The sequence below is a fragment of the Streptomyces caelestis genome, from assembly GCF_001279005.1.
Lineage (GTDB): Bacteria > Actinomycetota > Actinomycetes > Streptomycetales > Streptomycetaceae > Streptomyces > Streptomyces heliomycini.
Genome location: NZ_LGCN01000197.1, coordinates 26127 through 38719, shown reverse-complemented (window position 1 = coordinate 38719; position 12593 = coordinate 26127). Strand labels below are relative to the sequence as shown.

The following is a 12593-nucleotide window of genomic DNA, read 5'->3' as shown; positions in this document are numbered from 1 at the left end:
AGGACTGAGCGGCCCGCCCCGGTTCAGCAGCAGCCGGCCGTCGGGAGCGACCGCTTGTTGCGGGCCTCCTTGCTGCGGGCGGCGAGGAGTTCGTCGGCCGGGTAGCCGACCTCCTCCAGGGTCAGGCCGTGCGGGCGTACGACGTGGACGGCCGAGTCCCGTACGCCCGCCGCCAGCACCTTGCCCGGCCAGTCGGGCGGACGGTGGCCGTCGCCGACGAACAGCAGCGCGCCGATCAGCGAGCGGACCATGTTGTGGCAGAAGGCGTCGGCCCGGACGGTGGCGGTGACGATCCCGTCCTCGCCGCGCACCAGGCTCAGCTCCTGGAGGGTCCGGATGGTCGTGGCCCCCTCCCGCTTCTTGCAGTACGCGGCGAAGTCGTGCTCCCCCAGCAGATCGCGGGCCGCCTCGTTCATGGCGTCGACGTCGAGCGGCCAGTCGTGCCACAGCACGTGCCCGCGCAGCAGCGGGTCCACCCCGCCGGGGTTGTCGGTGACGCGGTAGGCGTAGCGCCGCCAGATCGCGGAGAACCGGGCGTCGAAGCCGCTGGGCGCCTCCCTGAGCGCCCACACCCGTACGTCCCTCGGCAACCGCCCGGCGAGCCGCTTGAGCAGCTTCGTGTGGTGCTCGGCCCACACCTCGCGGGGCAGGTCCACGTGCGCGACCTGACCCCGCGCGTGCACACCGGCGTCGGTCCGCCCCGCCACGGTCAGCTCGTACGTCGTCCCCCCGGACCGCGTCACGGTCCGCAGGGCGTCCTCGATCTCCCCCTGCACGGTCCGCCGCCCGCCGGCCTGTTTGGCCCACCCGGAGAATTCGGTCCCGTCATAGGAAAGGTCCAACCGGACCCGCACGCACCCTGGCTGCACTTCGTCACTCACGTACAGATCCTCTCAGACACACGAAAGCGGGCCCGCTCCTGAAAAGGAACGGACCCGCCAACACCCTCAAGGGGCGCGGGACTGTCGCTCGTATGCGGCTCCGCCGCGCGGGCGCGATCAGCCTCGCCGGTGCCGCAGCCGCCATCACACAGCCCCGGCGGAACGCTTACGCGTCCTTCGACTCCTCGGCCGGAGCCTCGGCGGCCTCGTCGGACTTGGCCTCGACGGCCTCGTCCTTCTTGAGGGCGTCTTCCTTGACCGCACGCTTGGTCGCGGCCTCGGCCTCGCCGGTGGCCTCCTGCGCCACCGTCAGCGCCTCGACCAGCTCGATGACGGCCATGGGCGCGTTGTCGCCACGGCGGTTACCGATCTTGGTGATGCGGGTGTAGCCACCGGGACGGTTCTCGTACCGCGGGCCGATCTCGGTGAAGAGCGTGTGGACGATGCTCTTGTCCGTGATGACCTGGAGCACCTGACGGCGGTTGTGAAGGTCGCCCTTCTTCGCCTTGGTGACCAGACGCTCGGCGTACGGACGCAGCTTGCGCGCCTTCGCCTCGGTGGTGGTGATACGGCCGTGCTCGAACAGCGCCTTCGCGAGGTTCGCGAGGAGCAGCTTCTCGTGCGCGGCGCTGCCGCCCATACGGGCGCCCTTGGTGGGCCTCGGCATGGTGTCTCTCCTAGGTGTCTGCCCCGGCCGTATCAGGTACCGGGGTCAGTATCCGAGCGGGCGGTCGCCCGTCGGAGATCCGGGCGCCATTTCTGACGCCCGGAGGGTCCGCGCCCCAGAGGGGCGCGGGGAACTGCGCGACCGGCCACAGCCGACCGGCAGCCGAGTACGGACCGAAGGTCCCGAGCCCTCAGTACTGCTCGGTCTCGACGAAGCCCGCGTCCGCGTCGTCGTCCGCACCGAACGCGTCCGCCGCAGCGGTCGGGTCGAACCCGGGGGGCGAGTCCTTCAGCGCGAGGCCCATGCCGGCCAGCTTGGCCTTGACCTCGTCGATGGACTTCGCACCGAAGTTGCGGATGTCGAGCAGGTCCGCCTCGGAGCGGGCGACGAGCTCACCCACGGAGTGGATGCCCTCACGCTTGAGGCAGTTGTACGACCGAACGGTGAGCTCCAGCTCCTCGATCGGCAGCGCCAGGTCGGCGGCGAGGGCGGCGTCCGTGGGGGACGGGCCCATGTCGATGCCCTCGGCGTCGATGTTGAGCTCGCGGGCCAGACCGAACAGCTCGACCAGGGTCTTGCCGGCCGACGCCATGGCGTCGCGCGGACGCATGGCCTGCTTGGTCTCGACGTCGACGATCAGCTTGTCGAAGTCGGTGCGCTGCTCGACACGGGTCGCCTCGACCTTGTAGGTGACCTTGAGGACCGGCGAGTAGATCGAGTCGACCGGGATGCGCCCGATCTCCTGACCCACCTGCTTGTTCTGCACGGCGGAGACGTAGCCGCGACCGCGCTCGACGGTCAGCTCCATCTCCAGCTTGCCCTTGCCGTTGAGCGTGGCGAGGACGAGGTCGGGGTTGTGCACCTCGACACCGGCCGGCGGCGCGATGTCGGCGGCGGTGACCAGACCCGGGCCCTGCTTGCGCAGGTACATCACGACCGGCTCGTCGTGCTCCGAGGAGACGACCAGCTGCTTGATGTTGAGGATCAGGTCGGTGACGTCCTCCTTGACGCCCGGCACGGTGGTGAACTCGTGCAGGACGCCGTCGATGCGGATGCTGGTGACGGCGGCACCGGGGATCGACGACAGGAGGGTACGGCGGAGGGAGTTGCCGAGGGTGTAGCCGAAGCCCGGCTCCAGCGGCTCGATCACGAACCGGGAGCGGAATTCGTCGACGACCTCTTCGGTCAACGAGGGACGCTGAGCGATCAGCATGTGGTGATCAGATCCTTCTTTCGTGGGCACCCGCTATTTGACGCCCGACGGAAACCGCACCCGGTGAAAAGTGCGGGTACTACAAGGGTACGGGCGGCACGGCCCTTGCGAGCCGTACCGCCCGAACCCGAAGCCGAACGAAGCGGCCGGCGTCTTGGACGCGGCGGCGCTTCGACGGACGGCAGCCGTGCTGCGGCACCGCGGGGGACGACCCCGCACCCCCAGCAGGGAGCCGACCGGCCGAACCGTCGCGTCAGACGCGGCGGCGCTTCGGCGGACGGCAGCCGTTGTGCGGGGTCGGGGTGACGTCCTGGATGGAGCCGACCTCGAGGCCCGTGGCCTGCAGGGAGCGGATCGCGGTCTCACGACCGGAGCCCGGGCCCTTGACGAACACGTCGACCTTGCGCATGCCGTGCTCCTGAGCGCGGCGGGCAGCCGACTCGGCGGCCATCTGCGCGGCGAACGGCGTGGACTTCCGGGAGCCCTTGAAGCCGACGTGGCCGGCGGAGGCCCAGGAGATCACGTTGCCGGACGGGTCCGTGATCGACACGATCGTGTTGTTGAACGTGCTCTTGATGTGCGCGTGGCCGTGAGCGACGTTCTTCTTTTCCTTGCGGCGCACCTTCTTGGCAGCGCCCTGACGACCCTTGGGGGGCATGTCGTTCTCCTACGGGAGGTGGTCGGTCCTACAGCGAAGACCGTGGACAGAGGTCCGCTGCGGACTACTTCTTGCCCGGCTTCTTCTTGCCGGCGATGGCGCGACGCGGGCCCTTGCGGGTACGCGCGTTGGTGCTGGTGCGCTGACCGCGGACGGGCAGGCCGCGACGGTGACGCAGACCCTGGTAGGTGCCGATCTCGACCTTGCGGCGGATGTCGGCCTGGACCTCGCGACGGAGGTCACCCTCGGTCTTGATGTTGTTGTCGACGTACTCGCGGATCGCGACGAGCTGCTCCTCGGAGAGGTCGCGAACGCGGGTGTTCGGGTCGACGCCGGTGGCGGCCAGCGTCTGCTGCGAAAGGGTCCGGCCGATGCCGAACACGTAGGTGAGGGCGATCTCCACGCGCTTTTCGCGCGGGATGTCAACACCGGAAACGCGTGCCATTCAATGGCTCCAGTTGATTGTCGGAGGTCTTCCGCAGGACCGGATCCCAGCCCGCCGTACCAGGTACGGACCAGGTCCCCGGCCTCCGAGCCGGGGGTGTCGAGCCGTGCGGCTCGGGACCTGCGTATGAACGTGTACTGCTCGCGTCGCGCGAATTTCTGCGGAAGTCGCAGAGGGTCGATCGTGCTGCGGTCAGCCCTGGCGCTGCTTGTGGCGCGGGTTCTCGCAGATGACCATGACCCGGCCGTGACGGCGGATCACCCTGCACTTGTCGCAGATCTTCTTGACGCTCGGCTTGACCTTCATGGGTGTGAGGTTCTCCGGGTCAGTGCCATCACCCCGGCGGGCCGGGGAGCGGGCAAGATCTACTTGTACCGGTAGACGATCCGGCCACGCGTCAGGTCGTACGGAGAGAGCTCCACCACGACCCGGTCGTCAGGGAGGATGCGGATGTAGTGCATACGCATCTTGCCGCTGATGTGTGCCAGGACCTGGTGGCCGTTCTGGAGCTCGACCCTGAACATGGCGTTCGGAAGAGACTCGACGACAGTGCCCTCGATCTCGATGGCACCTTGCTTCTTGGCCACGCTTCGCCCTTCGAATCGACTACCTTGATCGACTCTGGCGTGCACCGTGTGTAGTACATGCGGACATGCGGGTGCACGAGAGCCGACGAGTCAGTCTACGTCAGCACACCCGGAAAAACGAATCGAGAATCCTGCCCCGCCTCGGAGATCCTTAACCGGACGAAGCCCCTCCCCGGCGCCGCCCGCGACCGGTCGCCGGCCGAGCGGACCCGGCGCCGTGATCCCCGTCGCCGCCGGCTTCGCCCTGCCTCCGCCGGGAGCCGCCGTCAGGACCAGCGCCCCCCGCTCGGCCAGGGCCACCGCATGCTCCCCGTGCGAGGGCCAGGTGCCGCCGGTGATGACGGCCGTCCGGCCGGCCGGTTCTCCACGCCGCTCCCGCGGGCTCGGCGCCGGGGCGTCCCACAGGCTTCGAGCGGCTGCACCGGCCTCCGCCGGCCCGCCCGCCCGCGGCCGGTCGTCAGCCGAGCGGGTCCGGCGCCGCCGTGATGCCCATCTCCGCCAGCTTCGCCCTGCCCCCGTCGGGAGCCGTCAGGACCAGCGGCCCCTGCTCGGTCAGGGCCACCGAGTGCTCCCAGTGCGAGGACCAGGTGCCGTCGGTGGTGATGACCGTCCAGTCGTCGGAGAGGACCTTCGTCTTCGGGGTGCCCAGGGAGACCATCGGCTCGATGGCGAGGCAGAAGCCCGGGACCAGCTTGGGGCCCTTGCCCCGCTTGCGGTCGACGTAGTTCAGCAGGTGCGGGTCCATGTGCATCTCGGTGCCGATGCCGTGGCCGCCGTAGTCCTCGATGATCCCGTACTTGCCGCCGCCCGGCTTGGGCTGGCGCCGGATGTACGTCTCGACGGCGCGGGAGATGTCGACGAGCCGGTTGCCCTGCTTCATGGCCGCGATGCCGGCCCACATCGACTCCTCGGTCACCCGGGACAGCTCGACCAGCTCCGGGGAGTGGCCGGACCCGACGAACGCGGTGTAGGCGGCGTCGCCGTGCCATCCGTCGATGATCGCGCCGCAGTCGATGGAGATGACGTCGCCGTCCTTGAGGACGACGTCGTCGGAGGGGATGCCGTGGACGACGACGTCGTTCACCGAGGTGCAGATCGTCGCGGGGAAGCCGCCGTAGCCGAGGAAGTTCGGCTTGGCGCCGTGCTCCGCGAGCACCTTGCGGGCGACCTGGTCCAGATCCTTCGTCGTGGCCCCGGGCACGGCGGCCTCACGGGTGGCCGCGTGGATGGCGGCGACGACCAACCCCGCCTCACGCATCTTGGCGATCTGCTCAGGGCTCTTGATCTGCACCATGGGGACGACGGCCTTTCTGGGACCAGGAGAGGGGACGAACACGTCCAACGATACGGGGCCCCGACCTCGCCACCGCGGGCAGTCGCGCCTCCCCCGGCGCCTTAAGGGCCTGGGAGGCACCCCGGGGGCGATGAGGGTGCTTTCCTGTTCGAGCGAAGCCGGAAGCGGTGGAGGGTGGGCACAGGCGGCGCCCCCTCCGGGGGAGGCGCCCCGCGGACGCCGGGCCGCGCGAACACCGCCCGGCCAAGCCACAGCCGCAGCCCCTCGCACAAGGGAACCGCGGCTGTGACCGACGTACAGCACTACTTACCGCTCTTCAGCGCCTCCAGCGCACGGCCCGTGACCTCGTCGACGGGCCCCATCGCGGAGATGGTGACGACCAGCCCCTGCGCCCGGTAGTAACCGATGATCGGCTCGGTCTGCGTGTGGTAGACCTCCAGCCGCGTCCGCACGGTGTCCTCGGAGTCGTCGTCGCGCTGGTACAGCTCACCGCCGCAGAGGTCGCACACGCCCTCCTGCTTCGGCGGGCTGTACGTCACGTGGAACACGTGCGCCGAGTCCTTGCGGCAGACCCGCCGCCCGGCGATCCGCTTGACGACCTCGTCCTCGGGGGCTTCCAGATCGAGCACGGCGTCCAGCTTGATGCCCTCGGTCTGCAGCAGCTCGTCCAGCGCCTCGGCCTGCGACACGTTGCGCGGGAAGCCGTCCAGCAGGAAGCCTCCCTCGGCGTCGGACTGCTCCATGCGGTCCTTGGCCATGGCGATGGTGACCTCGTCGGGGACGAGATTGCCCGCGTCCATGTAGGACTTGGCGAGCTTCCCCAGTTCGGTCTGCCGGCTGATGTTGGCGCGGAACAGGTCGCCTGTGGAGATGTGCGGGATGCGCAGTTTCTCGGCAAGGCGGGTGGCCTGCGTACCCTTACCGGCACCCGGCGGCCCGACGAGGACGATTCGCATCAGCGGAGGAACCCTTCGTAATTGCGCTGCTGGAGCTGGCTCTCGATCTGCCTCACCGTCTCGAGACCGACACCTACGATGATCAGGATGCTGGTCCCGCCGAACGGGAAGTTCTGGTTTGCCCCGAAACCGGCCAACGCCATTGTCGGCACGAGAGCGATCAGACCCAAGTACAGCGAACCCGGCCAGGTGATCCGGTTGAGTACGTAGCTGAGGTACTCAGCGGTCGGTCGGCCAGCCCGGATGCCCGGGATGAAGCCACCATACTTCTTCATGTTGTCGGCGACTTCCTCGGGGTTGAAGGAGATCGCCACGTAGAAGAAGGCGAAGAACACGATCAGGAGGAAGTACAGAACGATGTGCGCCGTGGCCCCGGGGTTGGCGAGATTCGCCTCGATCCACGTCGCCCAGCCCGCCGTCGAGCTGGAGAACTGGACGATCAGCGCCGGGATGTACAGCAGCGACGCGGCGAAGATGACGGGGATCACGCCCGCCTGGTTCACCTTGAGCGGGATGTACGTCGACGTGCCGCCGTAGGAGCGGCGGCCGACCATGCGCTTGGCGTACTGCACGGGGATCCGGCGCTGGGCCTGCTCGACGAAGACGACCAGGCCGACCATGACGAAGCCGACGAGCATGACGGTGCCGAACTCGATCCAGCCGCCCGCGAGGCTGCCCTGCTCCTTGATGGCCCACAGGGCGGAGGGGAAGGTCGCGGCGATCGAGATGAACATCAGGATCGACATGCCGTTGCCGATGCCGCGGTCGGTGATGAGCTCACCGAGCCACATGACGAGGGCCGTACCGGCGGTCATGGTGATGACCATGGTGACGGTCACGAAGATCGACTGGTCCGGGACGATCTGGCTCGCGACCGGACAGCCCTGGAACAGGGCGCCGCTGCGGGCGGTGGCCACCAGGCCGGTGCCCTGCAGGATGGCCAGCGCCACCGTCAGATAACGGGTGTACTGCGTGATCTTCGCCGTGCCGGCCTGGCCCTCCTTCTTGAGGGCTTCCAGACGCGGGATCACCACGGTCAGCAGCTGCAGGATGATCGACGCGGTGATGTACGGCATGATGCCCAGGGCGAAGATCGTGATCTGGAGCAGCGCACCGCCGCTGAACATGTTGACCAGACCGAACAGACCCGAATTGGCTTCGGCATTGTCGATGCAGGTCTGGACGTTGCGGTAGTCGACGCCCGGAATGGGAACGTTGGTACCGACGCGGTACACCACGATGATGCCGAGCGTGAAGAGCAGCTTCTTGCGCAGGTCGGGCGTCTTGAACGCCCGGGCGAACGCGGTGAGCACGGTGCCTCCTGCGACCCCCCGCGCATCTGCGTCAAGGGTGACGGTCTTGAGATTCCGACTAAGGACGAATTACGTAACGGTCAACTGCCGTCCCGAGTGCCCGTACGAGGCGCCCGGGGTCAGTGGGCAGCGCAGGCCACCTTACCGGCGACCATGCCGCCCTAGGAACGACCAACCGGGGATACCCCAAATGTGGAGTATCCCCGGTCGGGATCGTTCTACGTCATCGAGACACCTGAAAGGGTCAGACGAGCTCGGTGACGGTACCGCCGGCGGCGGTGATCTTCTCCTTGGCGGAGCCGGAGACGGCGTCGACCGTCACCTGCAGCGCCACCGAGATCTCGCCCTGGCCGAGGACCTTGACGAGGCTGTTCTTGCGCACGGCACCCTTGGCCACGAGACCCTCGACGGTGACCTCGCCACCCTCGGGGTAGAGCGCGGCCAGCTTGTCGAGGTTCACGACCTGGTACTCGGTCTTGAACGGGTTCTTGAAGCCCTTCAGCTTCGGGAGGCGCATGTGGAGCGGCATCTGGCCACCCTCGAAGCGCTCCGGAACCTGGTAACGGGCCTTGGTGCCCTTCGTACCACGACCGGCCGTCTTACCCTTCGACGCCTCACCACGACCGACACGGGTCTTGGCGGTCTTGGCGCCCGGGGCGGGACGGAGGTTGTGGATCTTGAGCGGGTTCTGCTCCGCCATGATCAGTCGACCTCCTCGACCGTCACGAGGTGGCGGACGGTGTGCACCATGCCGCGGAACTCGGGGCGGTCCTCCTTGACGACCTGCGTGTTGATGCCCTTGAGACCAAGGGAGCGCAGGGTGTCACGGTGGTTCTGCTTGCTGCCGATGTAGGACTTGACCTGCGTGATCTTGAGCTGCGCCATGATCACACACCCGCCCCGGCACGCGCACGGAGAAGAGCCGCGGGGGCGACGTCCTCGAGCGGCAGACCACGGCGGGCCGCGATCTCCTCGGGACGCTGCAGGCCCTTGAGGGCCGCCACGGTCGCGTGCACGATGTTGATCTGGTTGTCGGAGCCGAGCGACTTCGACAGCACGTCGTGGATACCGGCGCACTCGAGCACGGCACGCACCGGACCACCGGCGATCACACCGGTACCGGGCGACGCGGGCTTGAGCAGCACGACGCCGGCAGCCTTCTCACCCTGGATGGGGTGCGGGATGGTGCCCTGGATGCGGGGGACCTTGAAGAAGTGCTTCTTGGCCTCCTCAACGCCCTTGGCGATGGCGGCCGGCACCTCCTTGGCCTTGCCGTATCCGACACCCACGGTGCCGTCACCGTCGCCCACCACGACCAGCGCGGTGAAGCTGAAGCGACGACCACCCTTCACAACCTTGGCGACGCGGTTGATCGCGACGACGCGCTCAACGTACGCGGTCTTCTCGGCGGCAGCTGCGCCGCCGTCACGGCCCTTCCGGTCCCGCCGCTCGCCGCCACCGGCACCGCCACCGCGGCGCTGGGGTCCAGCCATTGGAATTACCTCTCTCTGTTTCCGCTAGCTACGGAACCGGCTCAGAACTTCAGTCCGGCTTCGCGGGCGGCGTCCGCCAGGGCGGCGATGCGCCCGGCGTACTGGTTGCCACCACGGTCGAACACGACGGCCTCGACACCGGCGGCCTTGGCGCGCTCGGCGACCAGGGCGCCGACCTGCTTGGCCTGCGTGGACTTGTCGCCCTCGCCGCCCCGGACCGACGCGTCCAGGGTGGACGCCGACGCCAGGGTGTGGCCCTTCAGGTCGTCGATCACCTGCGCCACGATGTGGCGGTTGGAACGGGTCACGACCAGGCGAGGACGCTCGGCGGTGCCGGCGACCTTCTTGCGGATCCGGATGTGACGACGCTTGATAGCAGCACGCTTGTAGGCGTCGCCCTTGAGGATCTTCTGCCCGTATGCCATGGCTTACTTACCCGCCTTTCCGACCTTGCGGCGGATGACTTCGCCCTCGTACTTGACGCCCTTGGCCTTGTACGGGTCGGGCTTGCGCAGCTTGCGGATGTTGGCCGCAACCTCGCCGACCTTCTGCTTGTCGATGCCCTCGACCGAGAAACGGGTCGGGGCCTCGACCTTGAAGGTGATGCCCTCGGGCGCCTCGACCGTGATCGGGTGGCTGTAGCCGAGGGAGAACTCCAGGTTCGAACCCTTGGCGACAACGCGGTAACCGACACCGCTGATCTCGAGCTTCTTCACGTAACCCTGGGTCACGCCGGTGATCATGTTCGCCACCAGCGTGCGGGACAGGCCGTGCAGGGCCTTGTTCTGACGCTCGTCGTTGGGGCGGGTGACGCTCAGCACGCCGTCCTCGCCCTTGGCGATCTCGATCGGCGCCACGACGGTGTGGGTCAGCGTGCCCTTGGGGCCCTTGACCGAGACCGTACGGCCGTCGATGGTGACGTCCACGCCGGCGGGAACCGCGATGGGGAGCTTGCCGATGCGCGACATAGCTGTTTCCTCCGTTCCCTTCCGCTACCAGACGTAGGCGAGGACTTCCCCACCCACGCCCTTCTTGCCGGCCTGCTTGTCGGTGAGGAGCCCGTGCGACGTGGAGATGATCGCCACGCCGAGGCCGCCCAGCACCTTCGGCAGGTTGGTGGACTTCGCGTACACCCGGAGACCGGGCTTGGAGATCCGCTTGATGCCCGCGATGGAGCGCTCACGGTTCGGGCCGAACTTCAGCTCGAGAACGAGGTTCTTGCCGACCTCGGCGTCCTCGGTCTTCCAGCCCGTGATGAAGCCCTCCTGCTGGAGGATCTCCGCGATGTGCGACTTGATCTTCGAGTGCGGCATCGCCACGGAGTCGTGGTACGCCGAGTTCGCGTTCCGCAGACGCGTGAGCATGTCTGCGATCGGATCAGTCATGGTCATGAATTGGCCTTCGGCCTCTCTCGCCGGGGTTTCCTGGTGCGCCATCCCTCTCCCCGATCCGAGACGGGACGGGTGCGGCGCGGTGGACCTACGGCGTAGTAAGTCGTCTGGGGCACGGCAGGTGCCCAACCCCGCAAGCCTAAGCCATACGGAGCGGGCCTCCCGCCGTTCCCCTTGCTTACCGAGAGTCCTGGGGGTCCGGAATTACCCGGACTACCAGGAGCTCTTGGTCACGCCCGGCAGCTCGCCACGGTGAGCCATCTCACGAAGGCACACGCGGCACAGGCCGAACTTGCGGTACACGGAGTGCGGACGGCCGCAGCGCTGGCAGCGGGTGTAGCCGCGCACTCCGAACTTGGGCTTGCGAGCAGCCTTCGCGATGAGAGCCTTCTTCGCCATCTCGCTCACGCCTCCTTGAACGGGAAGCCGAGGTGACGGAGAAGGGCGCGGCCCTCTTCGTCGTTGGTCGCCGTGGTGACCACGGTGATGTCCATACCCCGGACACGGTCGATCTTGTCCTGGTCGATCTCGTGGAACATGACCTGCTCCGTGAGACCGAAGGTGTAGTTGCCACGGCCGTCGAACTGCTTGGGGGACAGACCGCGGAAGTCGCGGATGCGCGGCAGCGCGAGCGACAGGGTGCGGTCCAGGAACTCCCACATGCGGTCACCGCGGAGCGTGACGTGGGCACCGATCGGCTGGCCCTCACGCAGCTTGAACTGCGCGATGGACTTGCGGGCCTTGGTGACGGCCGGCTTCTGACCGGTGATCGTGGTGAGGTCGCGGATGGCGCCATCGATCAGCTTGGAGTCGCGGGCGGCGTCGCCCACACCCATGTTGACCACGATCTTGACGAGGCCGGGAACCTGCATGACGTTCTCGTAGGAGAACTGCTCACGCAGCTTGCCCGCGATCTCCTCGCGGTACTTCGTCTTCAGACGCGGAGTGGTGGTGGTAGCCATCAGATGTCCTCACCCGTCCGCTTGGCAACGCGGATCTTGTTGCCTTCGTCGTCGAAGCGGTAACCGACGCGCGTGACGACCTTGTTGCCGTCCTTCTCCACGACCAGCTGGACGTTGGAGACGTGGACCGGGGCCTCGGTGGTCACGATGCCGCCGGCCTGCGAACCGCCGGCGGTCGGGCCGGCCTTGGTGTGCTTCTTGACCCGGTTGACACCCTCGACCAGGACGCGGTCCTCCCGCGGGTAAGCGGCAATGACCTTGCCCTGCTTGCCCTTGTCCTTGCCGGTGATGACCTGGACCAGGTCGCCCTTCTTGATCTTCATGCTTACAGCACCTCCGGCGCGAGCGAGATGATCTTCATGAACTTCTTCTCGCGCAGCTCACGGCCGACCGGGCCGAAGATACGGGTGCCGCGAGGGTCGCCGTCGTTCTTCAGAATGACGGCGGCGTTCTCGTCGAAGCGGATGTACGAGCCGTCCGGACGGCGGCGCTCCTTGACGGTGCGAACGATGACCGCCTTGACGACGTCACCCTTCTTCACGTTGCCACCGGGGATCGCGTCCTTGACGGTGGCGACGATGACGTCACCGATGCCCGCGTAGCGGCGACCGGAGCCACCGAGCACACGGATGCAAAGGACTTCCTTCGCCCCCGTGTTGTCGGCGACGCGCAGTCGCGACTCCTGCTGGATCACGTCTATCTCCTGTTTGTCTGCCGGTTCCCCGGGGGCCGT

General features: G+C 67.7%; 20 protein-coding genes. All 20 read right to left on the bottom strand.

What is annotated here, in order from left to right; genetic code table 11:
- Positions 1-23: 23 nt before the first annotated feature.
- The 20 genes from truA to rplN all read right to left on the bottom strand — a co-directional run bounded on the left by truA (position 24) and on the right by rplN (position 12554).
- Entirely contained in the window at positions 24-881 is an 858-nt protein-coding gene (gene truA / locus ADK41_RS19330) for a tRNA pseudouridine(38-40) synthase TruA (RefSeq protein WP_030831653.1), read from the bottom strand.
- A gap of 166 nt (positions 882-1047) precedes the next feature.
- Positions 1048-1548, bottom strand: coding sequence for a 50S ribosomal protein L17 (rplQ, locus tag ADK41_RS19325; protein ID WP_030831656.1), 501 nt, complete (start codon positions 1546-1548; stop codon positions 1048-1050).
- 190 nt (positions 1549-1738) lie between these two features.
- Complete coding sequence (locus tag ADK41_RS19320) at positions 1739-2761, bottom strand: DNA-directed RNA polymerase subunit alpha (protein ID WP_003966937.1); 1023 nt, start codon at positions 2759-2761, stop codon at positions 1739-1741.
- Between the two features lie 253 nt (positions 2762-3014).
- A complete protein-coding gene (rpsK, locus tag ADK41_RS19315) occupies positions 3015-3419 on the bottom strand; it encodes a 30S ribosomal protein S11 (protein ID WP_003956432.1) in 405 nt (134 codons plus the stop codon).
- A gap of 64 nt (positions 3420-3483) precedes the next feature.
- Entirely contained in the window at positions 3484-3864 is a 381-nt protein-coding gene (gene rpsM, locus ADK41_RS19310; protein WP_003974244.1) for a 30S ribosomal protein S13, read from the bottom strand.
- A 192-nt stretch (positions 3865-4056) separates the two neighbouring features.
- Positions 4057-4170 carry a 50S ribosomal protein L36 gene (gene rpmJ, locus ADK41_RS19305; protein ID WP_003998809.1) on the bottom strand — a complete coding sequence of 38 codons (114 nt, stop codon included), beginning with the start codon at positions 4168-4170 and terminating at the stop codon, positions 4057-4059.
- 59 nt (positions 4171-4229) lie between these two features.
- Positions 4230-4451, bottom strand: coding sequence for a translation initiation factor IF-1 (infA, locus tag ADK41_RS19300; RefSeq protein ID WP_004927214.1), 222 nt, complete (start codon positions 4449-4451; stop codon positions 4230-4232).
- A 457-nt stretch (positions 4452-4908) separates the two neighbouring features.
- On the bottom strand, positions 4909-5745 hold the full coding sequence (gene map, locus ADK41_RS19295) for a type I methionyl aminopeptidase (protein WP_030831660.1): 837 nt from the start codon (positions 5743-5745) through the stop codon (positions 4909-4911).
- 302 nt (positions 5746-6047) lie between these two features.
- Entirely contained in the window at positions 6048-6701 is a 654-nt protein-coding gene (locus ADK41_RS19290) for an adenylate kinase (protein ID WP_030831663.1), read from the bottom strand.
- Positions 6701-8014 (bottom strand): preprotein translocase subunit SecY, encoded by a 1314-nt coding sequence (gene secY / locus ADK41_RS19285; RefSeq protein WP_030831665.1) that lies wholly within the window; start codon positions 8012-8014, stop codon positions 6701-6703. Before secY ends, ADK41_RS19290 begins: the two co-directional genes overlap by 1 nt.
- A 244-nt stretch (positions 8015-8258) precedes the next feature.
- The gene (gene rplO / locus ADK41_RS19280) at positions 8259-8714 is read right to left on the bottom strand and encodes a 50S ribosomal protein L15 (protein ID WP_014674382.1); all 456 of its coding nucleotides are present in this window, start codon (positions 8712-8714) and stop codon (positions 8259-8261) included.
- A 2-nt stretch (positions 8715-8716) separates the two neighbouring features.
- Positions 8717-8899: a 50S ribosomal protein L30 gene (gene rpmD / locus ADK41_RS19275; RefSeq protein WP_003974250.1), complete on the bottom strand. Its 183-nt coding sequence runs from the start codon at positions 8897-8899 to the stop codon at positions 8717-8719.
- Between the two features lie 2 nt (positions 8900-8901).
- Complete coding sequence (gene rpsE / locus ADK41_RS19270) at positions 8902-9507, bottom strand: 30S ribosomal protein S5 (RefSeq protein ID WP_030831667.1); 606 nt, start codon at positions 9505-9507, stop codon at positions 8902-8904.
- A 41-nt stretch (positions 9508-9548) separates the two neighbouring features.
- The gene (gene rplR, locus ADK41_RS19265) at positions 9549-9932 is read right to left on the bottom strand and encodes a 50S ribosomal protein L18 (RefSeq protein WP_030831668.1); all 384 of its coding nucleotides are present in this window, start codon (positions 9930-9932) and stop codon (positions 9549-9551) included.
- Between the two features lie 3 nt (positions 9933-9935).
- Positions 9936-10475, bottom strand: coding sequence for a 50S ribosomal protein L6 (gene rplF, locus ADK41_RS19260; RefSeq protein ID WP_030831669.1), 540 nt, complete (start codon positions 10473-10475; stop codon positions 9936-9938).
- Between the two features lie 24 nt (positions 10476-10499).
- Positions 10500-10898 (bottom strand): 30S ribosomal protein S8, encoded by a 399-nt coding sequence (gene rpsH, locus ADK41_RS19255; RefSeq protein ID WP_030831671.1) that lies wholly within the window; start codon positions 10896-10898, stop codon positions 10500-10502.
- A 213-nt stretch (positions 10899-11111) separates the two neighbouring features.
- Positions 11112-11297 (bottom strand): type Z 30S ribosomal protein S14, encoded by a 186-nt coding sequence (locus ADK41_RS19250; protein ID WP_003948630.1) that lies wholly within the window; start codon positions 11295-11297, stop codon positions 11112-11114.
- A gap of 5 nt (positions 11298-11302) precedes the next feature.
- Complete coding sequence (gene rplE, locus ADK41_RS19245) at positions 11303-11860, bottom strand: 50S ribosomal protein L5 (protein ID WP_030831674.1); 558 nt, start codon at positions 11858-11860, stop codon at positions 11303-11305.
- Positions 11860-12183, bottom strand: coding sequence for a 50S ribosomal protein L24 (rplX, locus tag ADK41_RS19240; RefSeq protein WP_030831677.1), 324 nt, complete (start codon positions 12181-12183; stop codon positions 11860-11862). The genes rplE and rplX overlap by 1 nt, the downstream gene beginning before the upstream one ends.
- Before the next feature lie 2 nt (positions 12184-12185).
- Positions 12186-12554: a 50S ribosomal protein L14 gene (gene rplN, locus ADK41_RS19235; protein ID WP_030831680.1), complete on the bottom strand. Its 369-nt coding sequence runs from the start codon at positions 12552-12554 to the stop codon at positions 12186-12188.
- Positions 12555-12593: the final 39 nt, after the last annotated feature.

Excerpts from the sequence above, each read along its gene's own strand:
- rplQ (WP_030831656.1), bottom strand. The coding sequence starts at position 1,548 with ATGCCGAGGCCCACCAAGGGCGCCCGTATGGGCGGCAGCGCCGCGCAC.
- ADK41_RS19320 (WP_003966937.1), bottom strand. The coding sequence starts at position 2,761 with ATGCTGATCGCTCAGCGTCCCTCGTTGACCGAAGAGGTCGTCGACGAA.
- rpsK (WP_003956432.1), bottom strand. The coding sequence starts at position 3,419 with ATGCCCCCCAAGGGTCGTCAGGGCGCTGCCAAGAAGGTGCGCCGCAAG.
- rpsM (WP_003974244.1), bottom strand. The coding sequence starts at position 3,864 with ATGGCACGCGTTTCCGGTGTTGACATCCCGCGCGAAAAGCGCGTGGAG.
- rpmJ (WP_003998809.1), bottom strand. The coding sequence starts at position 4,170 with ATGAAGGTCAAGCCGAGCGTCAAGAAGATCTGCGACAAGTGCAGGGTG.
- map (WP_030831660.1), bottom strand. The coding sequence starts at position 5,745 with ATGGTGCAGATCAAGAGCCCTGAGCAGATCGCCAAGATGCGTGAGGCG.
- ADK41_RS19290 (WP_030831663.1), bottom strand. The coding sequence starts at position 6,701 with ATGCGAATCGTCCTCGTCGGGCCGCCGGGTGCCGGTAAGGGTACGCAG.
- rplO (WP_014674382.1), bottom strand. The coding sequence starts at position 8,714 with ATGGCGGAGCAGAACCCGCTCAAGATCCACAACCTCCGTCCCGCCCCG.
- rpmD (WP_003974250.1), bottom strand. The coding sequence starts at position 8,899 with ATGGCGCAGCTCAAGATCACGCAGGTCAAGTCCTACATCGGCAGCAAG.
- rpsE (WP_030831667.1), bottom strand. The coding sequence starts at position 9,507 with ATGGCTGGACCCCAGCGCCGCGGTGGCGGTGCCGGTGGCGGCGAGCGG.
- rplR (WP_030831668.1), bottom strand. The coding sequence starts at position 9,932 with ATGGCATACGGGCAGAAGATCCTCAAGGGCGACGCCTACAAGCGTGCT.
- rplF (WP_030831669.1), bottom strand. The coding sequence starts at position 10,475 with ATGTCGCGCATCGGCAAGCTCCCCATCGCGGTTCCCGCCGGCGTGGAC.
- rpsH (WP_030831671.1), bottom strand. The coding sequence starts at position 10,898 with ATGACCATGACTGATCCGATCGCAGACATGCTCACGCGTCTGCGGAAC.
- ADK41_RS19250 (WP_003948630.1), bottom strand. The coding sequence starts at position 11,297 with ATGGCGAAGAAGGCTCTCATCGCGAAGGCTGCTCGCAAGCCCAAGTTC.
- rplE (WP_030831674.1), bottom strand. The coding sequence starts at position 11,860 with ATGGCTACCACCACCACTCCGCGTCTGAAGACGAAGTACCGCGAGGAG.
- rplX (WP_030831677.1), bottom strand. The coding sequence starts at position 12,183 with ATGAAGATCAAGAAGGGCGACCTGGTCCAGGTCATCACCGGCAAGGAC.